24 protein-coding genes are annotated in these 25,586 nt (G+C 68.3%); 8 read left to right on the top strand and 16 right to left on the bottom strand.

Features of this window, described 5'->3' with window-relative positions:
* Positions 1-40: 40 nt before the first annotated feature.
* From ACYQ5L_RS01725 to ACYQ5L_RS01715, 3 genes are all read right to left on the bottom strand, one after another.
* Positions 41-1,495, bottom strand: coding sequence for a catalase (locus ACYQ5L_RS01725; protein ID WP_459955063.1), 1,455 nt, complete (start codon positions 1,493-1,495; stop codon positions 41-43).
* Between the two features lie 20 nt (positions 1,496-1,515).
* Positions 1,516-1,935 carry a Fur family transcriptional regulator gene (locus ACYQ5L_RS01720; RefSeq protein ID WP_459955062.1) on the bottom strand — a complete coding sequence of 140 codons (420 nt, stop codon included), beginning with the start codon at positions 1,933-1,935 and terminating at the stop codon, positions 1,516-1,518.
* Between the two features lie 84 nt (positions 1,936-2,019).
* Positions 2,020-2,655, bottom strand: a complete 636-nt coding sequence (locus ACYQ5L_RS01715; RefSeq protein ID WP_459955061.1) for a tetratricopeptide repeat protein — start codon at positions 2,653-2,655, stop codon at positions 2,020-2,022.
* Between the two features lie 341 nt (positions 2,656-2,996).
* Here ACYQ5L_RS01715 and ACYQ5L_RS01710 point away from each other — a divergent pair, with 341 nt between their 5' ends.
* Both ACYQ5L_RS01710 and ACYQ5L_RS01705 read left to right on the top strand, forming a co-directional pair.
* Positions 2,997-4,235 carry an APC family permease gene (locus ACYQ5L_RS01710; protein WP_459955060.1) on the top strand — a complete coding sequence of 413 codons (1,239 nt, stop codon included), beginning with the start codon at positions 2,997-2,999 and terminating at the stop codon, positions 4,233-4,235.
* Positions 4,236-4,281: 46 nt separating this feature from the next.
* The gene (locus ACYQ5L_RS01705; RefSeq protein ID WP_459955059.1) at positions 4,282-5,637 is read left to right on the top strand and encodes a serine hydrolase domain-containing protein; all 1,356 of its coding nucleotides are present in this window, start codon (positions 4,282-4,284) and stop codon (positions 5,635-5,637) included.
* A 3-nt stretch (positions 5,638-5,640) separates the two neighbouring features.
* Here ACYQ5L_RS01705 and ACYQ5L_RS01700 read toward each other — a convergent pair whose 3' ends face one another.
* Complete coding sequence (locus ACYQ5L_RS01700; RefSeq protein ID WP_459955058.1) at positions 5,641-6,879, bottom strand: helix-turn-helix domain-containing protein; 1,239 nt, start codon at positions 6,877-6,879, stop codon at positions 5,641-5,643.
* A gap of 232 nt (positions 6,880-7,111) precedes the next feature.
* Between ACYQ5L_RS01700 and ACYQ5L_RS01695 the strand changes: the two genes are divergently transcribed.
* On the top strand, positions 7,112-7,312 hold the full coding sequence (locus ACYQ5L_RS01695) for a hypothetical protein (protein ID WP_459955057.1): 201 nt from the start codon (positions 7,112-7,114) through the stop codon (positions 7,310-7,312).
* Positions 7,313-7,414: 102 nt separating this feature from the next.
* On the opposite strand, the gene ACYQ5L_RS01690 is transcribed toward ACYQ5L_RS01695, so the two are convergent.
* The 3 genes from ACYQ5L_RS01690 to ACYQ5L_RS01680 all read right to left on the bottom strand — a co-directional run bounded on the left by ACYQ5L_RS01690 (position 7,415) and on the right by ACYQ5L_RS01680 (position 10,262).
* Positions 7,415-8,449, bottom strand: a complete 1,035-nt coding sequence (locus tag ACYQ5L_RS01690) for an aspartate-semialdehyde dehydrogenase (protein WP_459955056.1) — start codon at positions 8,447-8,449, stop codon at positions 7,415-7,417.
* Between the two features lie 4 nt (positions 8,450-8,453).
* A complete protein-coding gene (locus tag ACYQ5L_RS01685; RefSeq protein ID WP_459955055.1) occupies positions 8,454-9,719 on the bottom strand; it encodes an aspartate kinase in 1,266 nt (421 codons plus the stop codon).
* Positions 9,720-9,818: 99 nt separating this feature from the next.
* On the bottom strand, positions 9,819-10,262 hold the full coding sequence (locus ACYQ5L_RS01680; protein WP_459955053.1) for an SgcJ/EcaC family oxidoreductase: 444 nt from the start codon (positions 10,260-10,262) through the stop codon (positions 9,819-9,821).
* A 93-nt stretch (positions 10,263-10,355) separates the two neighbouring features.
* Between ACYQ5L_RS01680 and ACYQ5L_RS01675 the strand changes: the two genes are divergently transcribed.
* A complete protein-coding gene (locus tag ACYQ5L_RS01675) occupies positions 10,356-10,820 on the top strand; it encodes a MarR family winged helix-turn-helix transcriptional regulator (RefSeq protein WP_459955052.1) in 465 nt (154 codons plus the stop codon).
* 152 nt (positions 10,821-10,972) lie between these two features.
* Here ACYQ5L_RS01675 and ACYQ5L_RS01670 read toward each other — a convergent pair whose 3' ends face one another.
* Complete coding sequence (locus ACYQ5L_RS01670; protein ID WP_459955051.1) at positions 10,973-11,533, bottom strand: dihydrofolate reductase family protein; 561 nt, start codon at positions 11,531-11,533, stop codon at positions 10,973-10,975.
* Positions 11,534-11,662: 129 nt separating this feature from the next.
* Here ACYQ5L_RS01670 and ACYQ5L_RS01665 point away from each other — a divergent pair, with 129 nt between their 5' ends.
* The 3 genes from ACYQ5L_RS01665 (at position 11,663) to ACYQ5L_RS01655 (ending at position 13,860) form a co-directional block, all read left to right on the top strand.
* Entirely contained in the window at positions 11,663-11,854 is a 192-nt protein-coding gene (locus tag ACYQ5L_RS01665; RefSeq protein ID WP_379194141.1) for a DUF1918 domain-containing protein, read from the top strand.
* 161 nt (positions 11,855-12,015) lie between these two features.
* Positions 12,016-12,588: an SRPBCC family protein gene (locus ACYQ5L_RS01660; protein ID WP_459955050.1), complete on the top strand. Its 573-nt coding sequence runs from the start codon at positions 12,016-12,018 to the stop codon at positions 12,586-12,588.
* Between the two features lie 66 nt (positions 12,589-12,654).
* The gene (locus ACYQ5L_RS01655) at positions 12,655-13,860 is read left to right on the top strand and encodes a low temperature requirement protein A (protein WP_459955049.1); all 1,206 of its coding nucleotides are present in this window, start codon (positions 12,655-12,657) and stop codon (positions 13,858-13,860) included.
* Between the two features lie 15 nt (positions 13,861-13,875).
* Here ACYQ5L_RS01655 and ACYQ5L_RS01650 read toward each other — a convergent pair whose 3' ends face one another.
* From ACYQ5L_RS01650 to ACYQ5L_RS01620, 7 genes are all read right to left on the bottom strand, one after another.
* Positions 13,876-14,658: an ion transporter gene (locus tag ACYQ5L_RS01650; RefSeq protein ID WP_459955048.1), complete on the bottom strand. Its 783-nt coding sequence runs from the start codon at positions 14,656-14,658 to the stop codon at positions 13,876-13,878.
* A 158-nt stretch (positions 14,659-14,816) separates the two neighbouring features.
* The gene (locus ACYQ5L_RS01645; RefSeq protein ID WP_459955047.1) at positions 14,817-16,445 is read right to left on the bottom strand and encodes a GMC oxidoreductase; all 1,629 of its coding nucleotides are present in this window, start codon (positions 16,443-16,445) and stop codon (positions 14,817-14,819) included.
* A 134-nt stretch (positions 16,446-16,579) separates the two neighbouring features.
* A complete protein-coding gene (locus ACYQ5L_RS01640; protein ID WP_459955046.1) occupies positions 16,580-17,290 on the bottom strand; it encodes a type 1 glutamine amidotransferase in 711 nt (236 codons plus the stop codon).
* A 71-nt stretch (positions 17,291-17,361) separates the two neighbouring features.
* Positions 17,362-18,594: a DUF1727 domain-containing protein gene (locus ACYQ5L_RS01635; RefSeq protein WP_459963291.1), complete on the bottom strand. Its 1,233-nt coding sequence runs from the start codon at positions 18,592-18,594 to the stop codon at positions 17,362-17,364.
* A gap of 52 nt (positions 18,595-18,646) precedes the next feature.
* Positions 18,647-19,267 (bottom strand): pyridoxamine 5'-phosphate oxidase family protein, encoded by a 621-nt coding sequence (locus ACYQ5L_RS01630; protein WP_459955045.1) that lies wholly within the window; start codon positions 19,265-19,267, stop codon positions 18,647-18,649.
* A gap of 58 nt (positions 19,268-19,325) precedes the next feature.
* Positions 19,326-21,086, bottom strand: a complete 1,761-nt coding sequence (locus ACYQ5L_RS01625; RefSeq protein WP_459955044.1) for a hydroxysqualene dehydroxylase — start codon at positions 21,084-21,086, stop codon at positions 19,326-19,328.
* Positions 21,087-21,115: 29 nt separating this feature from the next.
* Complete coding sequence (locus ACYQ5L_RS01620; RefSeq protein WP_459955043.1) at positions 21,116-22,090, bottom strand: EamA family transporter; 975 nt, start codon at positions 22,088-22,090, stop codon at positions 21,116-21,118.
* A gap of 570 nt (positions 22,091-22,660) precedes the next feature.
* Here ACYQ5L_RS01620 and ACYQ5L_RS01615 point away from each other — a divergent pair.
* A complete protein-coding gene (locus tag ACYQ5L_RS01615; RefSeq protein ID WP_459963290.1) occupies positions 22,661-23,578 on the top strand; it encodes a LysR family transcriptional regulator in 918 nt (305 codons plus the stop codon).
* Positions 23,579-23,679: 101 nt separating this feature from the next.
* On the opposite strand, the gene ACYQ5L_RS01610 is transcribed toward ACYQ5L_RS01615, so the two are convergent.
* Entirely contained in the window at positions 23,680-25,515 is a 1,836-nt protein-coding gene (locus tag ACYQ5L_RS01610) for a MinD/ParA family ATP-binding protein (protein WP_459955042.1), read from the bottom strand.
* Between the last annotated feature and the right edge of the window lie 71 nt (positions 25,516-25,586).

The raw sequence follows: 25,586 nt of genomic DNA, 5'->3' as shown, positions 1-25,586 counted from the left end.
CGGTTTCCGAGGGGCTGACCCGGAAACGGGTGGGTCGCGCTCAGAGCTGGGAGCGGACCCCTTCCTCGATGCGCTTGCCGAGCTCGGTGTCGACGCTCTTCCAGTACTCGAAGACGCGGCTCAGCACCGGCTCCTGCACGCCGCCGAGAATGTGGCCGACCACATTGGCCACCAGGCGATCCCGCTCGCCGTCGTCGAGGACTTCGCGGACCAGGGTGCCCGCCTGGGTGAAGTCGCCGTCCTCGCGGTGCTGCACGTAGCCGGCGCGGACCGCCTCGGTGCCGAAGTTCCACAGGCCGTCATCGCCGGCCTTCTCCGGATCGGCGTGCGGGCCGCCGAACGAATTCGGCGCGTAGACAGGCACATCCGGCGCATTGAAGTCGTAGCGCATCGGGCCCTCCTTGGAGTAGGAGTTCACCTCGGCGGCCTTGGCGCGGTTCGGCGGCAGCTGCGCGTGGTTGGCGCCGATGCGGTAGCGGTGCGCGTCGGCGTAGGCGAAGACGCGGCCCAGCAGCATCTTGTCCGGCGAGAAACCGATGCCCGGAACGACATTCGACGGCGCGAAGGCGGCCTGCTCGATCTCGACGAAGTAGTTCTGCGGATTGCGGTTCAGGGTCCACTTGCCGACCTCGATCAGCGGGTAGTCCCGCTGCGACCACACCTTGGTCAGGTCGAACGGGTTGAAGCGGTAACCCTCCGCCTCGTGCACCGGCATGACCTGGACCTTCAGGGTCCAGCTCGGGAACTCGCCACGCTCGATAGACTCCCACAGGTCGCGGCGGTGGTAGTCGCCGTCCTTGCCGGCGAGCTCGTCGGCCTGCGCCTGGGTCAGGAACTCGATGCCCTGATCGGTCTTGAAGTGGTACTTCACCCAGAAGCGCTCGCCCTGGGCATTGACCCACTGGTAGGTGTGCGAACCGAAACCGTCCATGTGGCGGTAGGTCTTCGGGATGCCGCGGTCGCCCATCAGCCAGGTCACCTGGTGCGCGGTCTCCGGGCGCAGGGTCCAGAAGTCCCACTGCATGTTGTTGTCGCGAAGTCCGTTGCCCGGCAAGCGCTTCTGCGAGCGGATGAAGTCCGGGAACTTGATCGGATCCTTGATGAAGAAGATCGGCGTGTTGTTGCCGACGATGTCGTAGTTGCCCTCGGTGGTGTAGAACTTCACCGCGAAACCGCGCGGATCGCGCCAGGTGTCGGGCGAGCCCTGCTCACCGGCGACCGTGGAGAACCGCACCAGCGATTCGGTGCGGGTGCCCGGCTGGAACAGCGCGGCCTTGGTGTAGCGGCTGACATCGCCGGTGACCACCAGTTCGCCGAAGGCGCCGGCGCCCTTGGCGTGCACGATGCGCTCCGGGACCCGCTCCCGGTTGAACTGGGCGAGCTTCTCGATCAGGTAATGGTCGTGCAGCAGGATCGGGCCCTGGGTGCCCGCGGTGAGCGACTCGTTATCGCTCTGAACCGGTGTGCCGGTATTGGTGGTGGTCGCCTTGGTCATGCGAAACCTCCTTCGGGTGATCAGGAATTACATGCCGGGCACAGGCCCCAGAACACGACTTCGGCCTCGTCGATCACGAAACCGTGGGACTGATCGGGTTCCAGACAGGGTGCTGCGCCGACGACACAGTCGACATCCACGACCGTGCCGCACTTCCTGCACACCAGATGGTGATGGTTGTCGCCGGTACGCGCCTCGTACAGCGCCGCCGACCCGGCGGGCTCGATGCGCCGCAACAACCCGGCCCCCACACACGCCCTGAGTACGTCGTACACAGCCTGCGTGGACACCGACCCCAGCTTCTCCCGCACCTTGGCGGTCACCCCCTCCGCATCGGTATGCGGAGAGTTGGCCAGAACATCCAGAACCGCGACCCGCGGGGCGGTGACCCGCAGGCCGACCGCACGCAACTGCTCCCGCGCGTCGTATCCGGTGTGCATGATCTACACCCTGCTCCCTTTTCTGGAATAAGTCAAGAAAAGAAAGTTTTGGCTGGTAGCAGGCTTAAATATCGCTGAGAAGCGTCACCTCACCGCACCGGGAGCCACGGTCACACCCGGCAGCTGGGGCCGTGTGGTCAGCGGCGGGCGCAGGTAGGTGGGCGGGATGGTGACCGGCCGATAGGTGGTTGCCCAGGGGTTGTACACAGCGGAGGGGATCTCCGATCGCTGGCGGTCCTGATTGTTCTGCGAGTCCGACATGGCGACGTCGATCAGGAGGCCCACCACGAATGCGCCCACGCCGAAGACGATCTTGCCGATGAGCTTCCAATCCGTCTCGTCGTCCGGGTCGCGCGCGGGCGGAGCGGGGACCGGAGCCGGCCGGCGCACCGGCCTGGGGTTCGAGGTGATGATGAAGTGCTCGATCGTCTTCCGCAACTGCGGGATTCGCGTGTCGTGCGGATCGAGGGCCTGCGCTCGCTCCAGGGCGCGCAGGGCATCGGCGGGACCCAACTGCCGCAGGGTCCGGGCCCGGACGTAGTAGTTCTCGGCATTCCCGGGTTCCAGTTCGACGGCTCGGCGAGCCGCGACCACCGCGTTCAAGCGGTGTTCGTCCCGGTCCGCGGCATCCCGGTCGACCTCCCGGGCCAGTTCGAGTTCCGCCAGCGCCCGTTCGCGCCACACCTGACCGTTGTCGGTCTCGTCGATCGTGTCGTTCATCCCCCGCACCCCCGCGAAAACACCTGTCGTACGGGCGGAATGTTATCCGGAAGGGGTGACAGCGCACCATCGAAATGCGTTGCGCGGATCACAGGCGGGTACCCGGAATAGATACCGGGACAAGGCGGTTGAACCCCACTGTCGGCGTCCTGGACAGCCCCGGGCCGCACCCTTTGTCGCTACGAGCGACCACTCGCCGAGAGGCGCTTGTCGGACGTCGGCTTTCACTTCGCGGGATGCCGCCGCGAGCGCGCGCCGCCAGGACCCCCCGCCTGGCGGCGTTTCGCGTATCCGGGAGTCGTAGCGCGCGGATCGCGGCCGGTTCCCCGATGATTGGGCGCATGAGCGATGAACCCGAGCTGCGCCGGCGCCTCGGACTGAACGATTCCGTGGTGATCGGGCTCGGGTCCATGGTGGGGGCGGGGATCTTCGCGGCGCTGGCGCCGGCGGCCGCGGCGGCCGGATCGTGGCTGTTGCTCGCGCTGGGGATCGCGGCGGTGGTGGCGTATTGCAATGCGACCTCGTCGGCGCGGCTGGCGGCGGTGTATCCGGTGTCCGGCGGGACGTATGTGTACGGGCGGGAGCGGCTCGGGGAGTTCTGGGGGTATCTGGCGGGGTGGGGGTTCGTGGTCGGGAAGACGGCCTCGTGTGCGGCCATGGCCCTGACCGTCGGGAGTTATGCCTGGCCGGAGCAGGCGCGGGCGGTGGCGGTGGGGGCGGTCGTGGTGATCACCGCGATCAACTATGCGGGAGTGCAGAAGTCGGCGCTGGCGACCCGGATCATTGTCGCCGCGGTGCTGGTGGTGCTCGCGGTGGTAGCGGCGGTGTGCTTCGCCGGAGACCACGGCGGGGCGGCGGCGCTGCCGGATCGAATCGGCGTGCGCGGCGTGCTGGAGGCGGCGGGCCTGTTGTTCTTCGCCTTCGCCGGGTACGCGCGGATCGCGACGCTCGGTGAGGAGGTGCGGGATCCGGGGCGGACGATTCCCCGGGCCATTGCGCTGGCGCTGGGTATCGCGCTGGCCGTATACGCGGTGGTGGCGGTCGCGGTGCTGCTGGTGCTCGGGTCGGCGGGACTGGCGGCCGGGGCCGATCCGCTGGCGCGCGCCGTCACCGCGGCCGGGGTGGACGGACTCGCGCCGGTGGTCCGGATCGGCGCGGTGCTGGCGGCGGCCGGGTCGCTGCTGGCCTTGATCCTGGGGGTGTCGCGGACGACCCTGGCCATGGCGCGGGACGGGCATCTGCCGCGGGCGCTCGCGGCGGTGCATCCGAAATACCAGGTGCCGCATCGGGCCGAGCTCGCGGTGGGATTGATCGTGGCGGTGGTGGCGGCGAGTTTCGATATTCGCGCGGCAATCGGATTCTCGTCGTTCGCGGTGCTGGTCTATTACCTGATCGCGAATATTTCGGCGGGGACGCTGAGCGTTTCGGAAAACCGTCCGGCGCGGGCTGTTCCGATAATCGGCGCGCTGGGGTGCGGTGTCGTCGCGCTGTCGCTGCCGATGAGTTCGGTGCTAGCGGGCGCGGCGGTGCTGGCGGTCGGGGCGAGCGCCTATTGGGCGCGGAAATTCGCCACGCGGTGAACGTTTCAGCAGGGAGGACGGCGGACCGGGCGATAGCCTGAAGCCCATGGTGCGCATGCGCAGGGGGTTGGCCGGCGCGGTGGCGGCGGTTCTGACAGCGGGCAGCGTGATCTTCGGCGGCGGATTCGCATACGCGGATACGGGTGAATTGCGCTGCGCGGAACCGGTAGGGCGGGAATTCGAGCGGGCGACCCCGGAAGCCGCCGGGCTGGACGCACAGCGGTTGAACGACGCACTCCAGTTCGCCGCCGGCCGAAACCGGCTGAACGTGCAGGTGTTTCGCTACGGCTGCCTCATCGGCGAGGGTCCCGCCAATGAGCTGACCGGGCGAGTGGCCTGGAATGTCTGGAGCGTCACCAAGAGCATCGTGTCGCTGCTCGCCGGAATCGCCTGGGATCAGGGCAGACTCGATATCGACGCGCCGATCGACGCGTATCTGCCGCCGGGACTGGGCGATGCGGCGCATCGGGCCATCACGGTGGAGAATCTGCTCACCGAGACCTCCGGGCTGCGGATCGGCGTGGTCACCGAGGGCATCACCGGCGTCATACCCGTCGATCCGTTCAGCGCCGTCCAGGCGCTGGCGCTGCCGTTCGACGATCCGCCGGGCACCGAGTTCACCTACAGCCAGCGCAATGTGGACCTGCTCGCCTACGTCATCGAACTGGCCGTCGGCGAACCCTTGCAGGAGTTCGCCCAGCGGGAACTGTTCGGGCCCATCGGGATTGCGCGCGAGGACTACTACTGGGCCCGGGACCGCTCGGGGCACACCTACGGCTACGCGCATCTGATGATCCCGCCCGACGACCTGTCCCGGCTCGGCCTGCTCGTCGCCAACGGCGGCGATTGGCACGGCCGCCGGATCGTCTCCGGCGACTATCTGACGCGCGCCGTCACACCGTCGGACACCTACCGCTGCTACGGCTACCTGTTCTGGCTCGGCGCGGACTGCGCGGAGAACCCCGCCTTCCTGCCCGAGGACGCCTATTCCATGTCCGGGCTGGGGCTGCAGCACGTCTACGTCATTCCCAGCCTGGATCTGCTGGTGGTGTGGACCGGCGTCTTCGGCGTGCACACCACCCGCGGCGTGAGCGGAATCGTGCAGTACACCGAGGAACCCGCGTACGAGTTCTTCCGGCAGCTGTTCGCCGCCTTCCACGACCGTCCCGTCCCCGACCCCGGGCAATTCGTCGAGCCGCCGCTGCAGGTCGACTACAGCAAGTTCTTCGACACCGAGATCGCGCTCGCCGTCTTCGGTCTCGGCCGGTACGCCTATCCGGGCTGTGATGTGCACGCCTGCTTGAACATCCCCCTTTCGGCGCCGTTCACCGACGCACCGCCGGGCTGCCTGCTGCTGGCATGCGTCGGCCCGGATCCGCGCACGCCCGGCATTCGCGAGTAGGCGCTAGGGTGTCACCGCCGCACGGCCCGCGAGCTCGCGCAGTTCGTCGGCGGGCCGGCGGCCCGCGAACTGCAGCAGATCGCGGACGACCTCGCGCGCCCGATGATCGGTGCGCACCAGTTCCGGGGTCAGCCGTTCGGCAGTGAGCAAGGCCGCCAAGGCTTCCTGCGCCTGCCGCCGCTGCGCGTGCGCCCGGGCCACGTCCACCAGGAAGCGGGCCTGCCGCTCCGGGGACAGGACCGTGGCGTCCACGGTGCGGGCGGTATCGAGAGCCTCACCGGCATCGCCCAATTCGACCGCCACCGCCACCGCGTGCACGGCCACGCTGGTCGGACCGAATTCGGTGTCGAAGTCGTTGCGGCCCTCGCCGAGTCGCTCCGCGGCGGTGCGCGCCGCGGCCAGGCCCGTGCGCGCCGCCGTCCGATTCCCGTCCGTCGCCGCGATCACCGCCAGCATGAGCTGCAGAGAACCGTAGAGCGACAGCACCTCCGGCCGGCACAGCGTCTCGTCGCCGATCTGCGGCGCGAGTGCCGTCACCGAGACCCGGGCCGCCTGTTCGGCTTGCTCGAGTCGCTGCAAGCGCAGGAATGCCTGTGCCATGCGGTAGGTTCCCGCCACCACGCTGAGCGCGTCACCGGATTCCTCGGCCGCGGTGAGCGCCCGATCGGCGGCCACCCACGCGGCGTCGACCTCTTCCTGCCGGGTGAACGCGGTCGCGGCCACCTGGTAGGCGCGCGACAGCAGCGTCAGCACCTCCGGCCGCTTGTCGCTGGTGGTCCGGGCGGCGTGCTCGAGCTCCGGAATCAGTTCCAGCAGTGCGCCGCCGACTTCCACCAGCCGCGATTCGTGCGCCAGCTGCCAGGCGATGTCGACGCGCTGTTGCAGCCCCGGCAACTTCTCGGCCGACTCGCGATCGGCCTCGTCACCGAAGAGTTGCTCCAGGGCGGGATGCCCGGTGAGCAGCAACCGCAATTGCTCGAAGACGACGGATCCGGCGCGCCGGCCGTCCCCGCGGTCGGCGGCCATGGGTTCGGCCGCCTCCGGCCGCAGATCCCGCACCGCCACGCCGAGCACATCGGCCAGTCGTTGCAGCACCGACAATCGCTCGACGGGAAGTACATCCCGTTCGACCTGCGACACCCAGCTTTCCGAGCGCCTGATCGCCGCGCCCAGCTCTTTCTGCGATAGTCCCCGCCGCCGGCGTAACTCCGCTACCCGTGCCCCAAGGGTACTTTCGGCCACCGGGTCAAACTCCTTCTGCCTGATCGGCTTTCCCGGCCGTCACCGCCCGCTGGTTTCGCCGATGTCCTTCATGCCCTTCTCCTTCCCGATGGGATCTGCCGACAAGGATTCCAGAACCGGCGAGCTTACGGCGCACAGTATGGAACATGTATTTTTCTTATTGCACCGCAATTTTTCTGTGTTTACCGTTTGAAGAGGACCCGTCGAACCGAACGGACGACAAGAGGTGGTCATGAGCGTGGCACCCGGAACACGCGAAGTTCATGTGCGCCTACGCTTTCCCGGTGGCATGGTGCTCGACTACCGCACCGAACGCGCAATTGCCGAACGCCTCGCAAGACACCTGCGACCGCACTGCATTGAAGTGACGATCGACGGGATGGCGATAGATCAACTGCCGCCCCTCCCCTGTGCCGAACTTTGGACCGATTGATCCCTAATCAAACTTACCGATATTTCGGATATTTGGCGGGAGATACGAAACGGGCCGTCCGATCCCAGGGGATCGGACGGCCCGTTTTCCGTTACGGCCGGATCAGCGATCGGCGAGCAGTACCTCGGCGATCTGAATGGTGTTGAGGGCGGCGCCCTTTCGCAGGTTGTCGCCCGAGATGAACAGGGCCAGGCCGCGGCCGTCCGGAACGCCCGGATCCTGGCGGATGCGGCCGACGAGCGATTCGTCGATACCGGCGGCGGCCAGCGGGGTCGGGACGTCGGTCAGCTTGACGCCGGGGGCGGTGGCCAGCAACTCCTGAGCACGCGCCACCGAGAGCGGCTCGGCGAACTCGGCATTGATGGACAGCGAGTGACCGGTGAAGACCGGCACGCGGACGCAGGTGCCGCTCACCGCGAGATCCGGGATGCCCAGGATCTTGCGCGATTCATTGCGCAGCTTCTGGTCCTCGTCGGTCTCGCCGGAATCGTCGTCGACCAGCGAGCCCGCCAGCGGGATCACGTCGAAGGCGATGGGCGCGACGTACTTGTTCGGGGCCGGGAACCGCACGGCCGATCCGTCGTGCACCAGCTTCTCGGCATCGCCGATGACGGCGCGCACCTGGGAGGCCAGCTCCTCCACGCCGGCCAGGCCGGAGCCCGAGACGGCCTGGTAGCTGGACACGATCAGCCGGCGCAGGTTCGCCTCGTCGTGCAGCACCTTGAGCACCGGCATGGCGGCCATGGTGGTGCAGTTCGGATTGGCGATGATGCCCTTGACCAGGTTGCGGGTCTGCTCCGGATTGACCTCGGAGACGACCAGCGGCACCTCGGGATCCTTGCGCCAGGCCGAGGAGTTGTCGATGACGGTGACACCGGCGGCGGCGAAGCGCGGGGCCTGCACGCGGGACATGGTGGCCCCGGCCGAGAACAGCGCGATATCCAGGCCGGACGGATCGGCGGTCTCGGTGTCCTCGACGATGATCTCCTGGCCGCGGAAGGGCAGCTTGGTGCCCGCCGAGCGCGAGGAGGCGAAGAACCGCACCTCATCGGCCGGGAAGTCGCGCTCCTCCAGCAGCTTCCGCATGACGGCGCCGACCTGACCGGTCGCGCCGACGACGCCTACGCGTACTCCCATGGCTCTACCGTCCCGTTCCGGCGTGCACGACCGCCACTTCGTCGCCGCCCAGGTCGAACGCCTGGTGCAGCACCTTCACGGCCTCGTCCAGGTCGGTGTCCTTGACCAGCACCGAGATCCGGATCTCCGACGTGGAGATGAGGTCGATATTGATGCCGGCCTCGGCGAGGGATTCGCAGAAGGTGGCGGTCACGCCCGGATGCGACTTCATGCCCGCGCCGACGAGGGACACCTTGCCGACGTGGTCGTCGTAGACCACCTGCGAGAAGCCGATCTCGCCCTGCCGCTTGGTGAGCAGCTCGACCGCGCGCGGGCCGTCCAGCTTGGGCAGGGTGAAGGTGATGTCGGTCTTGCCCGTCTCCACCTTCGAGATGTTCTGCAGCACCATGTCGATATTGATCTCGGCATCGGCGACGGCCCGGAACACCTTGGCGGCGTAGCCCGGCTCGTCCGGAATGCCGACCACGGTCACCTTGGCCTCGCTGCGGTCGTGCGCGACGCCCGTGAGGATTGCTTGCTCCAAGGGGATGTCCTCCATCGATCCGGTAATCAGGGTGCCTTCTTTATCCGAGTACGACGAGCGCACGTGGACCGGCACGTTGTAGCGGCGCGCGTACTCGACGCAGCGCAGCATGAGAACTTTCGCGCCGCAGGCGGCGAGCTCCAGCATCTCCTCGAAGGAGACGGTGTCGAGTTTCTGGGCGTCGGAGACGATGCGCGGGTCGGCGGAGAAGACGCCCTCCACATCGGTGTAGATCTCGCACACGTCCGCATTGAGCGCGGCGGCCAGCGCGACGGCGGTGGTGTCGGAGCCGCCGCGGCCCAGCGTCGTGACGTCCTTCGAATCCTGGGATACGCCCTGGAAGCCCGCGACCAGCACGATGGTGCCCTCGGCCAGCGCGTCCTGGACGCGGCCCGGGGTGACGTCGATGATCTTGGCGTTGCCGTGCGTGCCGGTGGTGATCACGCCGGCCTGGGAACCGGTGAAGGACCGGGCCTCCGCGCCGAGGGAATGAATGGCCATGGCCACCAGCGCGTTCGAGATGCGCTCACCCGAGGTGAGCAGCATGTCCATTTCGCGGGCCGGGGCCGCGGGGGCCACCTGCTGGGCCAGGTCGAGGAGCTCGTCGGTGGTGTCACCCATGGCCGAGCACACGACGACGACATCGTGGCCCTGCTTCTTGGTCTCGACGATCCGCTCGGCGACCCTGCGGATGCGCTCGGCGGTGGCGACCGAGGATCCTCCGTACTTCTGGACGACGAGAGCCACGGTGGGAATCCTCCAAGATCGACAAACTGCTGCTACCGATCCCCAAGACTACCGAGCCGGGTCCAGCGGATTTGCGCTACCTCCCGGCTGTGATCCACGTTATGCCGCGGGCCGGGGGTCGTGCCGGGTGGAAAGCATTGTCAGCAACCAATTCTGCTTGGTGTTGTGGAATGCCGCGACCCGCCACCGGTCGTCCTCGCGAATCATGACGAACAGATTGACCTTGGTGTTGAAGCGGTTGCGCCGGCGCTTGCCCTTCACCACCGCGCCCTTGCCGTGCACCAGCGCCACGTCCGGCGTCAGGAATCGGACCGAGGTGACCTCGCCGTCGAGCCGGGTGCCCCGCTGCCATTTCTCGAAGACCGGCTGATGCATGGCCTCTATATCCGCTCGGCCCCGGTAGCGCGGGCCGAAGAAGGTGACGTAGTCGGCGTCCTCGGTGAACTCGGCGGCATAGGCGCGGGCATCGGCCGCGGCCCAGGCCTGGTTCAGCCGGTCGAAGACGGCGCGGACGGCGGTTTCGTCGGTGACGTGCGTGGTCATGGCAGCTCCTTATTGCTTGATCTGTTCATTAACTGAATAGATCAATAGTTGAATGAGTAAGATACTGCCCGCGTAAGACTAAGCTGTCAAGCAATGACGAAGAAGCAGGAAGAACTCGGGGCCGCGCTCACCCTCGCCGCCCAGCGCACCGCCACCGACGCCGTGATGCTGCATCAGGCCATGGCCGATCGGCTGGGCCTGCACGTGACGGATCTGCGCTGCCTGAACATGCTGCGCCTGGAGGGCCCGGCCACGGCCGGGGAACTCGCCCAGCGCACGGGGCTCACCACGGGGGCCATCACCCGCATGATCGACCGGCTGCTGAAGGCCGGGTTCGTGCGGCGGGACAACGATGCGCAGGATCGGCGGCGGATCATCATCACCGCGGTCGCCGAGCGCATCGACGAGATAGCACCCCACTACGAGGTGCTGGCAAGAGAATTCGGGAAGATATCCGCCGGTTACACCGTCGAGCAGCTGGAATGGCTGCTCGAGGTGTTCAACCGGTTGCACGAGACCTCGGTGCGGGTCACCGGACTACTGCGCGAACGCGCCTGAGCTGCTTGGCCTGCCGGCCGCGGTCGGCCCGGATCTTCGACTTGCCCGGGTCCTGGAAGCGCCGCTGGATCGCGGCCGGGTAGGTGCTGGTCTGCTTTCGCATGGGAATACCGCCTTGTCCGTTGAGAATCGGGATGATCGGGTCGAAGTGATCAGGCTCGGTCGAGCCAGGTGACCGTCGCGCCATTGCCGAACTCCTCTCGCTGCGTGACCGTGAACTGCGTGGGCCGGAACCCGGCCGAGAACATCGGGATGCCCGCACCGGCGATCACCGGATAGTGCTTGATGATCAGCTGGTCGATCTCGTCCATGAGCGCGCCGGCCAGCTGCGCGCCGCCGCATAGCCAGATGTCCTTGCCCTCTTGCTTCTTCAGCTCCCGCACGAACTCCACCGGATCGCCGGTGACCTGCTCGATTCCGGGTTCGTCGAGAGTGCGCGAGTTCGTCCAGACGTACTGCTTCAAGTGGGAGTACGGATTCGCCTGACCGCCCGCCTCGTAGGTGGCGCGGCCCATGAGCACGGTGTCCCAGTGCTCGTTGGGCACGCCGTCCACGCCGGCCTGCGAGCGGAACATCGCCGCCACCGATTCCGGATACCGCCGGCAGATCCAGGCCGCCATGTCCTGATCGAGCGGATAGAAGTCGTACTCACCTTGCGGACCAGCGATGTAGCCGTCGAGCGAGACCGCGACGTAGTAGACAAGCTTTCGCATTTGAACCGCCTCGTTTGTTGCACTTCGTTCGTAGTGATTAAGAATGTAGTACTACGGCTGGAGTGGTGTCAACGGGCAAATGTGGCCGGAACCTTGTGACGCGCGTCACGAGCGGAGAAAATTTCAGTCATGCGAGCGAACATCGGCGACCAGCTTGTCGTTCACGGACGCAATGTGGGCCTGCCCAATCACACCGCGGAGATCATCGAAGTGCGTGGCGACGACGGCGCGCCGCCGTATGTCGTGCGGTTCCCGGACGGGCATGAGAGCCTCGTCTTCCCGGGCCCGGACGCGGAGGTGCTGCCGCCGGACGGCGGCTAGCCGACCGATTTTTATGTTTTTGTACGGTTTATTCCGATTCCCTTGGCTGCCAGCAGTATTCACAGCTCAACCCGGCCGCAGGGGTCCCGTGGGGCGGTCGACGCAGTTGACTCTCGAAGCGACGCTGGTCACAATCGGGCCTCAAAGCTGGAGGGTTTGGAATGCGTACTAAGAACGATCACCGGTTCGTCATCGACATCGATCCCGATCAGGTGATGGAGGCGTTGCTCCTGGTCGAGCAACTGCCCGACTGGTCGCCTTCCCACCAGGACGTGCGCGTCGCCACCCGCGACAAGCTGGGCCGCCCCAAGCGGGTCTACGTCTCCGCCAGCATCATGGGCCGCCCGGACCGGCAGGTCGTCGAATACACCTGCACCGAGAACCGAGTCGCCTGGAAGGTCACCGAGAGCAGCGCCGGCGCCGGCGGGCAGGGCTTCTTCGAGCTCGCCGAACTCGAGGACGGCAGCACCGAGGTCTGGTACCACACCGAGGTCTACCTGCCGATTCCCGCGCCCGGCATGCTGCTCAAGCGCGGCGCGCGGCGCGAGGGCGAGGCGACCATCGCCAACTTCGTCGCCTTCGTCGAGGCGCTCACCGGCGTCGAGGGCCTGGCCGACGGACCGGCCGATCTCGAGGAAATGCCCTACGTCGATTCCGTGGGCTACGAACCAGCGACCAACAATCCGTGGCTGCATCACGGCGGCAAGTTCGAACCCGGTTTCGGCACCGCCTGACGCCCACAGCGAACACGCCATATTTGGGGGCTGTTTCGGGGGCTTGCACATTGCAAGATGTCCCCTATGCCCGGTGCGCAACGCTCCCGTATGACGAAGGTCGAGGAAAACGCCTCCGTCACCCAGCTGGAACTCTTCTTCGACCTGGTGATCGTCTTCGCCTTCACCATGGTCACCGACCTCGCCGCCCACGAGACCACCGCGGTCAATATGCTGCGAGCGCTGTTGATTCTCACGCTGCTGTGGTGGGCCTGGATCGCCTACTCCTGGCTCGGCAATGTGGTCAAGGCCGATGAGGGCATCGTGCGGGTGGCCATGTTCGTGGCCATGGGCGCGGTCTTCGTCATCGCGCTGACCATCCCCGAGGCCTTCCACGATCTGACGGGCGGCTTCTACGGGCCGCTGGTATTCGTCATCGCCTACCTCGTGGTGCGCCTGGTGCACCTGGCGGTGTTCCTGCTGGCCAGCGCCAATGATGCGCAGCTGCGCGGCCAGGTGGTGCGCTGGGCGGCCGGATCACTCAGTGTCGCGGGCACTTTCCTGCTCATCGGCGCCTTCACCGACGGCGGCTGGCAGATCGGGCTGTGGTTCGTGGCGCTCGCGGGCGACATGCTGTGGACCCAGTTCGCGGGCACCGATTGGCGGCTCAACTCCGTCAAGCACTTCGCCGAGCGCTACGGGCTGATCATCATCATCGCGCTGGGCGAATCCATCGTGTCCATCGGCATCGGGGTGGCCGGGCTGCCCATCGACTGGCCCATCATCGTGGGATCCATGCTGGGACTGGCCGTTTCCGGGCTGCTGTGGTGGGCCTACTTCGATGTGGCGGCGCTGACGGTGGAGCACGCCATGCACCACGCCACCGGGGCGCGGCGCATTCAGATCGCGCGAAACTGCTACACCTACTGGCATTTCCCGATGATCGTCGGCGTCATCGCGCTGTCGCTGGGGCTGAAGAAGGTGTTGAACTACGTCGGCGACGAGACCGACCACACGCTCAGCGACGCCCTGCACGGAATTCCGCTGTTCGCGCTGTACGGCGGCGTGGTGGTGTACCTGCTCGCGCTGGTCGGGTTCAAGCATTACGCGACCGGGCAACTGGGCGTGCACCGGCTGGTGGCGGCGCTGCTGCTGCTCGCGCTGATCCCGCTGGCGAACGTGCTGCCCGCGCTGGCGGCGCTGGGCATGCTGTGCGCGGTGCTGGCGGCGCTGATCGGCTGGGAGACCGTGCGCTACCGGGATCCCCGCGAGGAGATCCGGCACGCGCTCTAGCGGCGCCGGGCGGCGCTACCGCGCGGGCAGCCGGTGGTTGATCGACTCCGGCACCCGCACCCCCTCGCGGACGGCGTCGCGCATCTGATTCACGTTCTCCCGCAACACATCGGCGATCAGTTCGTCGGTACGCGGATCGGCCAGCACCTGGAAGACGATGCGGAAGCTGGCGTCGGCGATGCCGCGAATGATGTCCTCGTGGAAGGGGAGATAGCGGACGCGGCCCAATTGCGGGTCCTTGCGAATGAGTTCGACGATCATCTCGTCGATCTCACCGCGATTCTCCTCCAGCGCATTGGCGATATTGCGGGTGTAGTGACCGGTGCGCAGCACATGCGCCACCTCGTCCAGCACGGCCATGGTGACCGGGCGCTTGATGGTCTCGACAATGGTGCCCACCGAACGGTTCACGATGGCGGCGGTGACCCGGTCGCCGAAGGCGCGGTCGGCCATCCGGGCCAGCCGGACCACGATCACCACGATGCGCAGCAGCCGGAAGGCGCGGAAGAAGGGGCTGGTCACCGGGATCATGCCCAGCACCTCGTACCAGTAGACGAACGGGAATGTCCAGCTCCAGCCCTCCCGCCGCCAGCGCCAGAGGAATTCGGCCGCGAAGATCGCGCAGATGGCGTAGTCGAGGATCTGGATGGTGCGGTAGGTATCGCCGGAGACCGGGAAGAAGGTCACCCAGACGACCAGCACGACCGACGCCACGGCCAGGGCGAGCATGAACCAATCCGTCCACAGGGCCGGCGGTTTGCGCGGGAACTCCGGATCCGGTGCACTGGCCTCGATCACGCCGACCCCTTCCACATCGAACGGTCCCGAGCCAGCGTAATCGGCCGCGCCGAGCCGATCATGAAACGCGAAAAGTCCGCAGGGCAATTTTCCCGCTACCCAGACTTTCCGCTCAGCAGAAATCCGCAGGGGTACAACCCGGCCGGGCCGGGAAAGGGCTACCGACCTGCGCGAATGATCGCCTCGATATTCCGTTCCGCCACCGCCGTGATGGTCAGCGACGGGTTCACCGTGGCCGTGCTGCCCGGCAGGGCCGCGCCGTCCATGACGTACAGACCCGGGTGCCCGTGCACGCGGCCGTGCGCATCCGTCGCCCGCCCGAGCACCGCGCCGCCGAGCGGATGGGCGGTGAAGAAGGCATTGGCGTCGTAGCCGATCGGGGTGTAGTCGACCGAGGACCCACCCTTGGCGGCAATGCGATCGTCCACGGTGCGGCAGGCCGCGAGCACCTGATCCTGGGTGGCCCGCGACCACGACAGCCCGACCGAATCGCTGCCCCGGTTGTAGCCGAAGCGGGCGCGCGTCGGATCCAGCACCATGCCCAGCGAGGCGATGGCGCCGGTCTCCACGGGAATGCCCGGGACATACCAGTTTTCGAGGGTCAGCGGTACGCCCGACTCGTCCAGGATGCGGCTCGCGCTCGGCACGCCGCCTCCGGTCCCGGTGGGCGTGCTGAAGCTGCGCGCCAGCACCACATCGCCATTGGTGCCCCAGCCGTCGCCGATGTGCTCGTTGAGCTGCGGCAGCGCGCCGGTGGCCTGGGCGCGCACCAGCAGCTCCGAGGTGCCGACCGAGCCCGCGCCGAGGAACAGGCGGTCACAGGTGAGCGTGCGGGTGGCCTGCACCTGACCGGTGGGGGCCAGCTTCGTCACCTTGACGACGTACTTGCCATTGGCGTCCTGGCCGATGGCATCGACCCGGTGCCCGGGGTATATCGCCGATTTGCCGGTGGCCTCGGCGTAGCGCAGGTAGTTCTGGTTCAGATCGAACTTGGCGCCATTGGAATTGCCGAGATTGCTGCGCGAGGCGGTGGCCGACGCGCGCGAGGCGCCCGCCAGCTCGGCCCGGATGACATCCCAGTTGAATATCGAATCATTGGCCTGCGGTTGATAACCCGCGGCCCGCACCTGCTGGTCCCAGATGCGGGAATGGGCGAAGGGCGCGGAGTTGTACACATCCGCGGGCATGGGGCTCAGCCGCAGCATCTGCCGCACCCGCGGGTAGTAGACCCGGTCCAGCTCGTCGTAGTCGACGACGCCGCCGAAGACGGCGTCGAACAGATGCTTGGGCGGGGCCACCATGGCGCCGGTGAAGATGACCGAGCCGCCGCCGACCGCCGCGGCCCGCCACACGTCGATGCCGGGATATTCGGTGACATCGAGCACGCCGCCGAAATCGGCGAAGGACATGGGCACCTTGGTGACGCCGGTGAAGCTGGTCCGATGCCAGAAGCCGCGGCCGTCGGGCAGATCGTCGCCGGTGAAGATCTCCCGCCACGGATCATTGGGCCAGCGCGAGCCGCGCTCCAGCACCGTGTTCTGCACGCCGGCCTCGGCCAGCCGCAGCGCCGTGACGGCCGCGCCGAATCCGGAGCCGATGACGATGGCCTCCGAGTGCTCCGGCGGATTCGGAAGGGGCGCAAAGATTTCCGGCACCCACTCCGCGAAGAGCGCGTTCCACACCGGATTCGCGGACGCGGTACCCGCACCGCGCGCGGCGGTACCTGTTCCCACACCCGCCAGCAGAGCCGCCACCCCGGCAGCCTTCAACACGGCGCGCCTGCGCAACCGGCCACCTCCCTCATCACATATGGCCGCGCGCGACACTACCGGGAGGAGGGCACCGGCTCAACACGTTCGAAAAGAACCGGCCGGAATTAATGCCGATCGGCTATGGCTCGCCGAGTGCGGAGCTCATATCCTCAGGCGCGCAAGCGTTCCCGGCGCAGCTGTTCGACCTCCGGAAGATCCAGCGGCGGCAGGGCATCCACACCGAGCGCGCGGGCCAGCAGCAGATCGGCGAGCTCGGGATTGCGGGCCAGCGCCGGACCGTGCATGTAGGTGCCGATGACCGAACCCTGGACCACGCCCTCGAGGCCGTCGCCCACGCCATTGCCGACGCCGCGGGTGACCCGGGCCAGGCCGGTGGCCTCGCCGCCGAGTTTGGTCCCGCCCCGGTGGTTCTCGAAGCCGGTGAGCGGCTGGGAGAGGCCGGGGATCAGCGGCGCGGTGGCCACCTCGCCGATGGCGCGCTTGTCCTGCGGGGAGGTGGTGACGTCGATGAGGCCGACGCCGTCGACGCGCTCGCCGGAGGAGGTCTCGTACCAGTGGCCGAGCACCTGGATGGCCGCGCAGATCGCCAGCACCGGGGCCCCGCGGCCCGCGGCCTGCTGCAGGCCCGGATACCGCTGCAGATGACGCGTGGCCAGGCGCTGCGCGGAATCCTCCGCGCCGCCGAGGGTGTAGATGTCGAGCGAGTCGGGAACCGGGTCGCTCAGCGAGATTTCGACGATCTCGGCATCGTGGCCGCGCATGCGGGCGCGCTGGCGCAGCACCACCGCATTGCCGCCGTCGCCGTAGGTGCCCATGACATCGGGCAGGACGAGGCCGATTCGAAGCGTTGATTCGGTCATGCTGTGTCCTTTCGCCGCATGATCGGAGCCCTCCGTGGTTACGCTCCGCTGCCGCCTCCGCGCTTGACCGTTCATGCGGAGACGGCCGCCTTCTCCTCGAGGTCGCGGTTCAGATCGCGGAACGCGGTGTAGTTGGCGAGCACCTCGACCCGGCCCGGCGGGCAGGAGGCGATGGCGCGCAAGGGATCCGCGATGGTGGTGTGCTCTACGCCGGCGTAGGTGAGGCGCACGGCGAGGTCGGTGGCGCGCTCACCGGCGGCGACCACCTGGGTGCCTTCGAAATGTTCGAAGCGGACATCCCACAGCCAGGACAGATCCTCGCCGTCGGGCACCTGGCCGTTGACCGCGATGACCAGACCCGTTGCGGCCGGGTCGATCATGGACAGCGCCTCCTGCCAGCCCGCCGGATTCTTGGCCAGCAGCAGGCGGGCGCTGTGGCCGTTGATCTGGACGGTGCGATAGCGGCCCGCGATCTCGCGGACGGTGGCCGCCGCCGCGGTGGCTCGCGCCGGATCCGCGCCCATGGCCACCGCCGCCGCGACCGCCTGCGCGGCGTTGCCGCGATTGGCTCGGCCCGGAAGGGCAAGGGAGAGCGGGATTTCCACGCCGTTGGGGCCGTACAGGGTGTGCTCGTCGACGCGCCACTGCGGTTCGGGGCGTTTGAAATCGGCGCCCGTGCTGTACCAGTGCTCGCCCTCCCACACGATGGGCTCGCCGCTGCGCGGGCAGCTGGTGGCGTCCACCGCCCAGCCGCTGCCCGCCGACACCCACACCACCTTGGGGTGGTCGTAGGCGATGGAGGTGACCAGCACGTCGTCGCAATTGGCGATCAGCACCGCGTCCGGGTGCTTCGCCATGCCGGCGCGCAGGCGGCGCTCGATCATATTGATCTCGCCGACCCGGTCCAGCTGATCGCGGGACAGGTTGAGCAGCACCACCGCGGACGGGTTCAGCGCATCGGCGACATGCGGCAGATGCAGCTCGTCGACCTCGATGGCGGCCAGCCCGGCGGTGCGATTCGCGGTGAGCGCGGCCACGATTCCGGCGTCCATGTTCGCGCCGTCGGCCTGGGTGGCGACCGGACCCAGCGTCTGTAGCGCCGCGGTGGTCATGCGCGTGGTGGTCGACTTGCCATTGGTGCCGGTGATCAGCACCGTGCGCCGGCCGCGGCCCAGCTGGGTCATGATCGTCGGATCGATCTTCAGCGCGATCAGGCCGCCGATCATGGAGCCCTTGCCGCGCCCGGCCGCCTGCGAGGCCCACGACGCCGCCGTCGCCGCCCGCAACGCCAATCGTCCCCGCATCGAGATGTCTGCCACGACGCGAGTTTATGGGGATGGCGGGTGTGACGTGCGATCAGGTGTTGTACAGCAGCTTCTCGTAGTGCTCGCCGTAGTGCCGCTCCAGCTCCTCCACCGATTCGGAGATCTGCGGCTGCACCTCCTTCACCAGCTGCGCCTGGCTGGGCAGGGTGACCTCGGCCCACTTCTCGGGCCGCCACAGATTGCTGCGCAGGAAAGCCTTGGCGCAGTGATGGAAGATGGTGTCGATATCGACCTCGATGGCCATGATCGGGCGATGGCCGCGCACCACCATGTCGTCGAAATACGGGGCATCGCGGACCAGGCGGGCGCGGCCGTTGACGCGCAACGTCTCACCGCGGCCGGGGATCAGGAAGATCATGCCCACATGCGGGTTGCTCAGGATATTGAGATAGCCGTCGGCGCGGCGATTGCCCGGACGCTCCGGAATCGCGATGGTCTTGTCATCGAGCACCCGCACGAAGCCGGCGGGATCGCCCTTCGGGGAGGCATCGCAATTGCCCGCGGCGTCACTGGTGGCCAGCACCAGGAACGGGGAGGCCGCGATCCACTCCCGATCGCGGGGATGCAGGAGGGCGCGTTCCTTCTTGACGGTGCGCTCGGCGGGCGTGCCGAGGAGTTCACGTAATTCGGCGGGGTCGGTGATCTCACTCATCACTCGATTCAACTGTGAACCGCGCTGGAGCGCCAGTGGTTAAGGGGTGTGGGGCTCGCTAGATCGGAACGTCGAAGAGGTTGGGCTGCCCGGCCGCGTACCGGGCGACGTCGAGCTGCCGGAAGGGTTCGAGCTCGGCCGCGCGGTACAGCGAGAACAGCTTGCAGCGCGGCGCGTCCGAACCGGTCACCTCGAGGATCTTGTTGACCGCGGTCCGCGCCGACTCCGACGCGCCCTCCATGGTGGCCAGATCCACGCCGGTGCGCACGTAATCGCCCGCCAGGAACAGGTTTTCAATGGCCGGCCGATGCGATTCGGGGCGCAGCGCCCAGGAACCGGCGGTATTGATCAGCAGCGGGTCGGCATTCACATTGCGGCGGTTGGCCGCATCCCAGGTGATGCCGGTGTCCAGGAACCAGGAATGCAGATCGTCGTCGCGCAGCAGGTCCTCGCGGTCATTGAGATGGGCCTGCAGCTGGGCCCAGACCTCACGGGCGATCTCCTGGTGGGTGCATTCCTTGGCGGGCTTGCCGTAGAGGATGCCGGGGGTGTTCCAGTCGGAGATGTCCACCGACAGGCAGTCCCGCACGGTGCCGTCGCCGAAGTCGGTCATCGGGGTGCGATTCCAGAACTGGTTCTGCGCAATGGAAGTCAGCGACCACGGGGAATCCACATAGGCCGCGTGGCCGCGCACGATATTGGTGGGGTTCTTCAGAAAGAACTGGATACCGGTCATCCAGTCCACGACCAGCTGGCTCATGCCCGCCAATTCCGGTCGCAGCGCCAGGATCTCGGGCGTCCACAGGGTTCGCGCCACCTCGACCGGCATGGCGGCGATGAAATGGTCGGCCTCGATGCGAGAGCCGCCGGCGGTGCGGGCGGCCGAGATGCGGCCGCCTTCCACTTCCAGGCCGCGCACCTCCGCCTGCACGAATTCCACGCCCAGCTCGCGCAGCAGGGCCGTCCACGGGTCGATCCACGATTCGGTGGTGGCGCCGTTCAGCAATCGGTCCAGCGGGCCGTCGTTGGCGATCTCGAGCGGATTGCCCAGGAACTGCTCCCCCATATTGCCGATGGTGCGGGTGCTGGCCAGATCGTCCTTGGCGGCCACCAACAGGGTGGTCAGCGTGCGGGAGAGCAGCATGCGGAATTCCCTGGACCGCTGGCCCGCGCCGACGTACTCCTTCCAGGAGATGCCGTCCCACTGGCCGTCGCGGCGGGCATCGCAGCTGGAATTGAAGACCAGCAGGCGATTGGCGAAGAACAGCGCGTCCGCGGTCGGCATCTTGGCCGAGGTGGAGATGGCCGAGCCGACGGTCTCCCGGAACTGATCCGGAGTCGCCCAGGACTTGAACGCCTTGCCCAGCGGCAGGATGACATCATCGGCGTCGCGGCGGGAGAAGCGGGCCTCCGGCGCGGCGACCAGGTTGTCCCACACCCCATTGGCATTGCCCGCGAAGGGGATTCGCCGCATGGTGTCCGGGAGGTGCCGGTAGAAGCCGGGAAAGAAGCGGAAACCGTGTTCCCCCCACAGCTCCGGCCGTCCGTCGCGCCCGCTGCCCGGCACCCGGATGCTGCGCGCCTTACCGCCCAGCGCCCGCCGCTCGTACACGGTCACCGCGAACCCGCGCTCGGCGAGCTCGTGCGCCGCGGTCAGGCCCGCCACGCCGCCGCCCAGCACCGCCACCCGGCGTCCCGGCGCCGCGGTCGCCGAGGTGGCGCGCAGTGCGCCCGCGCTCGCCGCCCCCGCGACAGCCCCCGCCGCGACCGCGCCCCGCAGCACCGTCCGCCGCGTGACGGACCTCCGCTGTCCTGCCATCCCTGCTACCTCCCACGCTGGGAGGAATCCTAGGCAGCGGGAACGGGCACCGGGTCCGTAGGGGTGATCTTTTTCGGACCGAAGATCTTCCAGCGGGCCGGGATAGCTGTCCGGCTGCCCGCCGAGGTGGCGGTGAACGCACCGACGATCACGATGAGAGCGCCCAGCAGAGACAGCGCCGAGGGCGTCTCGTGCAGGAACGCCCAGGAGGCGCCGATGCCCACCACCGGGACCAGCAGGGAGAGCGGGGCGACCGTGCCGGCCGGGTAGCGGCTCATCAGATACGTCCACAGCCCCGACCCGGCAATGGTGCCGAGCAGCACGATGTAGGCGAGCGCCGCGAAGGCGGGCCAGCCGCTCGGCGAGAAGGAGGCCGCCAGCGCATGCCAGCCGGTGGCGGGACCCTCGGTCAGCGCCGACAGCGCGAACATCGGAATAGGCGGCACCACGGCCATCCACAGTGTGAGGTGCAGTGGGTTGACCGGGTGGTCGGGCGACGCATCCGCACCGGCGACCGCCAGCCGCGATCCGATATTGCCGAAGGCCCAGCCCAATCCGGCCGCCAGCGTCAGTAGCAGCGGCAGCAGTGCCGCGTGCTGCGCGCGATCCCAGCCGATGACGGCCATTCCGGCCATGGCGACCGCGATGCCCAGCAGCTGGATTCCGCGCAGCCGCTCCTTCAGCAGCAGCGCGCCCAGCATGACCGTGAACGGCGCCGAGGACTGCAACACCAGCGACGACAACCCCGTCGGCATCCCGGCGCGCATGGCGGTGAACAGGAACGCGAACTGCAGGATCCCGAATCCGGTGCCGTACAACAGCAGCCACCGCCACGGCACATTCGGCCGCGGAATGAAGAACAGCACCGGCACCGCGATGACCGCGAATCGCAGCCCCGCGAAGAAGAATGGCGGGAAGTGGTCCAGGCCCACCCGGATGGCGAGGAAGTTCAGCCCCCACAGCACCACCACAGTGAGCCCGAGCAGGCGATCGCGATTGGTCATGCAGAAAATTCTGCGGGCACCGATAGGTAAGAACAATCGAATAATTCTGCACCAATGCTGTAGTAGAACTTAACCATGCCGCAGCCCGATCCACCCCGCCCAGCGGACCCGCACCCTCCGCGCACCGTCCCACCCCCACGACGCATCCCCGGCCCCACCGGGCAAACCGGTCAGGGGCCTGGATCCACGGACAACCCGGCCACCGAGTCGGCAGCTCCGCCGGACGAGGCCGTCGCGACCGGTAGCCGAACGGCCGAGCCGACGAACACGGCGGGCGAAGCGAGCCGACGATCGACCTCGCGACCCGCGAGCACCGAGCGGCCGCAGACCCGGAAGGCACCGCGCAAGATCGTGACGAGTGCCGGGGTCACCGCAGCGGGACGCCAGGACCTCACCTCCGGCCAGGGCTATCGGCAGCCCGCCCCGGGGACGGGCGCCGAGCCTCGGCCTGTTCCGAAGACGCCGCGCCGAGTCACGGGTAGCGCGGCCGCTACGACGCACGAGGAGGCCGGACTTTCGGAGCGGGCCGCGGCGGCCGGTCCCGCCGCCGCGCAGATCGGCGGGACCGGCATGTCGGTCGAACGGCTGCGGGTATTGCGGGAATTGGCGGATCGGGGGACGGTCGCGGCGGTGGCGCAGGCGCTTTCGATGACGCCGTCGGCGGTGTCGCAGCAGTTGAAGGTGCTGGCGCGGGAGGCGGGAGTCGCGCTGCTGGAGCCCGATGGGCGGCGGGTGCGGCTCACCGATGCCGGCCGGGCGCTGGTGGTGCGGGCCGATGAGGTGCTGGCGGCCATGGAGCGGGCCGCCGCCGAGATGGCGTCGTATCGCGGGTCGCCGCGGGGGCAGGTGCGGGTGGCGCTGTTCCCGTCCGGGGCGGCGCTGCTGCTGCCGCATGTGCTGGCGGAGTTGCGCGACAGCGGGGTGGAGATGCTGGCGCGGGACGAGGATGTGCCGCCCATCGAGGTGCCGCGGCTGCTGGCGGATTACGACGTGGTGCTGACGCATCGGGACGAGCGCGGGCCGTCTCCCGGTGGGCCGCGGGTGAATTCGCGGGTGCTCATGCGGGAGCCGATCGATGTGCTGGTGGCGCCGGAGCATCGGCTGGCACGCAAGGGGGCCGTGGTGCCCGCCGAGCTGGCCGACGAGACCTGGCTGAGCGTGCGGGGCGGGTTCCCGGTGGACGATGTGCTGCGCTCGATCGCCACGGTGACCGGCGTACAGCCGCGGATCGCCCAGCGGCTCAACGACTTCACCGTCATCGAGGCGCTGGTCGCCTCCGGCTACGGCGTGGCCCTCATGCCCCGCTACGCCAGCCGCGATCCGGATCTGGTGCTGTTGCGGCTGGCCGGGGTGCGCGCCGCCCGCCTCTACGATCTGGCGACGCGCCCGCACGCGGAGAAGCGCCCGGCCGTGGCCACGGTCCTCGCCGCCTTCCGGACCGCCGCGCAGAAAGCCACCGGGCGAACGGGTTCCACCCAGCCCGGGTGAACGCGCCGGAACCGCGGCGGCTCTACCCGACCGCGACGCGCCCGGATACGAGAGCGCCCCGCAGCACGGTGCTGCGGGGCGCTCTCGTCCGAGGTTCGGCGCTACCGGTGGTGCGGGTAGCTCTGCTGGGCGGCGTGGTAGCCGAAGTCGTCGGCGACCATGGCGGCCAGTTCCAGCAGCGCACGCCGGGTGGGCTTGCTGACCAGTTCCAGGTCGATCTCCGCGCCCTCGGCCAGGTGGTCGTCGAAGGGCACGACCTGCACGGCGCGGGTGCGGTCCAGGAACAGCTTGCGCAGCTGGTCCAGGTCGACCGTGGAGGAACCCTTGCGAGAAGCGTTGACCACCACCACGGTTCGCTCCACCAGCTTGTGGTAGCCGTGGTGGTCGAGCCAGTCCAGGGTGGCCGAGGCGCTGCGCGCGCCGTCGATGGCCGGGGAGGTGACCAGCACCAGGGAGCTGGCCATATCCAGGACGCCGGACATGGCCGAGTGCATGAGCCCGGTACCGCAGTCGGTCAGGATGATGTTGTAGAACTGCTGCAGGATGCCGATGGCCTTGCGGTAATCGGCCTCGCTGAACGCCTCCGACACCGCCGGATCCTGTTCGGACGCGAGCACTTCCAGCCGGCTGGGGGCCTGGGAGGTGTGCGCCCGCACATCGGAGTAGCGGGTGATGTGGCTGTCCTCCAGCAGGTTCCGCACCGTGGAGCGGGTCTGCCGGGGCACCCGGTGGGCGAGCGTGCCCAGGTCCGGGTTGGCGTCGATGGCGATGACGCGGTCACCGCGCAGCGAGGAGAAGGTGGAGCCGAGACCGACCGTGGTGGTGGTCTTTCCGACGCCGCCCTTCAGCGACAGGATGGCGATCCGGTAGTCGCCGCGCACCGGCTGGTTCACCCGGTCCACCAGCTGCCGGTAGACCACATCCGCCGAGGATTCGCCCGGATTGATCATGCCGCCGGACGCCTTGTGCACGGCGCGGCGCCAGCCGCTGCGCGGCGCCTTGCGGGCCCGCTTGAGCAGGTTCAGATCATTGACCGACTGCCCCGGCTGCGGATGCTGCTGGCCGAAGGACTGCTGCGGCTGCGGAAAACCCTGCGGCGGCTGCTGATTCCAGCCCGGCGGCTGCTGCTGATAACCAGGCTGCTGCGCGAAGCCCGGCTGCGACTGCTCGACCGGCGGCTGTGGCTGCGGCGGCGCGGGCGGCGGCGACCAGCTGTAGATGGGTCCGCCCGGCTGATCGTTCCCGGGGGCGAACTGCCCCTGCGACGGCCCGCCGAACTGGCCCGGTTCCGGCTGCTGTTGCTCGGACTGCGGCTTATCCGGGAAAACCCGGCGCACCATGCCATCCGGCCCGATCTCCTGCCGGATCTCGCCGTACGGCGTCTCGTCCCGCACCTCGCCGTACAATCCGCCCGGCGGCGGAAACCCGCCCGGCGCACCGGGATTCGGCGGCGGCGCGAACTGCCCCGCATCCGGCACCGGGAAACCACCGCTGGGCGCGAACCCCTGCGGCCCGGAACCGGAGAACGGTCCGTGCCCCTCGGCGGCCCCGTTCGGACCGCCTTGGAAACCGGGCCCGCCGTACGGCCCGGCCGGGAACGACGGCGCGCCTTCCGGCCCGCCGGCGAACGGGTTCGGACCACTGCCCGGCCCGTACGGCCCCGGCGCGAACGGATTCGGCCCCTCACCCGGCCCGGGCGGCGGGAATCCACCCGGCCCGGGACCCTCCGGCGAGAACACCGTGGTCTGGTCGATCGAATCCGGAACCGGCGGAAAGAACCCGGACCCCTGCTCCGCCTCGTCCTTGGCCTCTTCCGCCGCGGCGTCCTCGTCCCGTTCCAGCGCGCCCGAGGCGCGCTCGTCCGGTTCGATGTCGTCGGCGTCCACCGGCGGCCCCAACTCGGGCTGCGAGGTCGGATTCTGGTCTTTAGTGGTCACGTGTCCCCCATCTGTTCGACGGCTCGAACAGAGAGCTCGGCGCTAATGCGAAACAACGCTAGCATCACGTG

The sequence above is a fragment of the Nocardia sp. IFM 10818 genome (assembly GCF_054655275.1).
This window is presented reverse-complemented; position numbering and strand designations above follow the sequence as displayed.

What these genes read in the sequence shown, in the direction of transcription:
- ACYQ5L_RS01615 (WP_459963290.1), top strand. Translation starts at nt 22,661, where the DNA reads ATGTCGGTCGAACGGCTGCGGGTATTGCGGGAATTGGCGGATCGGGGG.
- ACYQ5L_RS01625 (WP_459955044.1), bottom strand. Translation starts at nt 21,086, where the DNA reads ATGGCAGGACAGCGGAGGTCCGTCACGCGGCGGACGGTGCTGCGGGGC.
- ACYQ5L_RS01670 (WP_459955051.1), bottom strand. Translation starts at nt 11,533, where the DNA reads ATGCGAAAGCTTGTCTACTACGTCGCGGTCTCGCTCGACGGCTACATC.
- ACYQ5L_RS01660 (WP_459955050.1), top strand. Translation starts at nt 12,016, where the DNA reads ATGCGTACTAAGAACGATCACCGGTTCGTCATCGACATCGATCCCGAT.
- ACYQ5L_RS01705 (WP_459955059.1), top strand. Translation starts at nt 4,282, where the DNA reads ATGGTGCGCATGCGCAGGGGGTTGGCCGGCGCGGTGGCGGCGGTTCTG.
- ACYQ5L_RS01655 (WP_459955049.1), top strand. Translation starts at nt 12,655, where the DNA reads ATGCCCGGTGCGCAACGCTCCCGTATGACGAAGGTCGAGGAAAACGCC.
- ACYQ5L_RS01695 (WP_459955057.1), top strand. Translation starts at nt 7,112, where the DNA reads ATGAGCGTGGCACCCGGAACACGCGAAGTTCATGTGCGCCTACGCTTT.
- ACYQ5L_RS01620 (WP_459955043.1), bottom strand. Translation starts at nt 22,090, where the DNA reads ATGACCAATCGCGATCGCCTGCTCGGGCTCACTGTGGTGGTGCTGTGG.
- ACYQ5L_RS01640 (WP_459955046.1), bottom strand. Translation starts at nt 17,290, where the DNA reads ATGACCGAATCAACGCTTCGAATCGGCCTCGTCCTGCCCGATGTCATG.
- ACYQ5L_RS01720 (WP_459955062.1), bottom strand. Translation starts at nt 1,935, where the DNA reads ATGCACACCGGATACGACGCGCGGGAGCAGTTGCGTGCGGTCGGCCTG.
- ACYQ5L_RS01715 (WP_459955061.1), bottom strand. Translation starts at nt 2,655, where the DNA reads ATGAACGACACGATCGACGAGACCGACAACGGTCAGGTGTGGCGCGAA.
- ACYQ5L_RS01725 (WP_459955063.1), bottom strand. Translation starts at nt 1,495, where the DNA reads ATGACCAAGGCGACCACCACCAATACCGGCACACCGGTTCAGAGCGAT.
- ACYQ5L_RS01630 (WP_459955045.1), bottom strand. Translation starts at nt 19,267, where the DNA reads ATGAGTGAGATCACCGACCCCGCCGAATTACGTGAACTCCTCGGCACG.
- ACYQ5L_RS01665 (WP_379194141.1), top strand. Translation starts at nt 11,663, where the DNA reads ATGCGAGCGAACATCGGCGACCAGCTTGTCGTTCACGGACGCAATGTG.
- ACYQ5L_RS01690 (WP_459955056.1), bottom strand. Translation starts at nt 8,449, where the DNA reads ATGGGAGTACGCGTAGGCGTCGTCGGCGCGACCGGTCAGGTCGGCGCC.
- ACYQ5L_RS01635 (WP_459963291.1), bottom strand. Translation starts at nt 18,594, where the DNA reads ATGCGGGGACGATTGGCGTTGCGGGCGGCGACGGCGGCGTCGTGGGCC.
- ACYQ5L_RS01710 (WP_459955060.1), top strand. Translation starts at nt 2,997, where the DNA reads ATGAGCGATGAACCCGAGCTGCGCCGGCGCCTCGGACTGAACGATTCC.
- ACYQ5L_RS01675 (WP_459955052.1), top strand. Translation starts at nt 10,356, where the DNA reads ATGACGAAGAAGCAGGAAGAACTCGGGGCCGCGCTCACCCTCGCCGCC.
- ACYQ5L_RS01680 (WP_459955053.1), bottom strand. Translation starts at nt 10,262, where the DNA reads ATGACCACGCACGTCACCGACGAAACCGCCGTCCGCGCCGTCTTCGAC.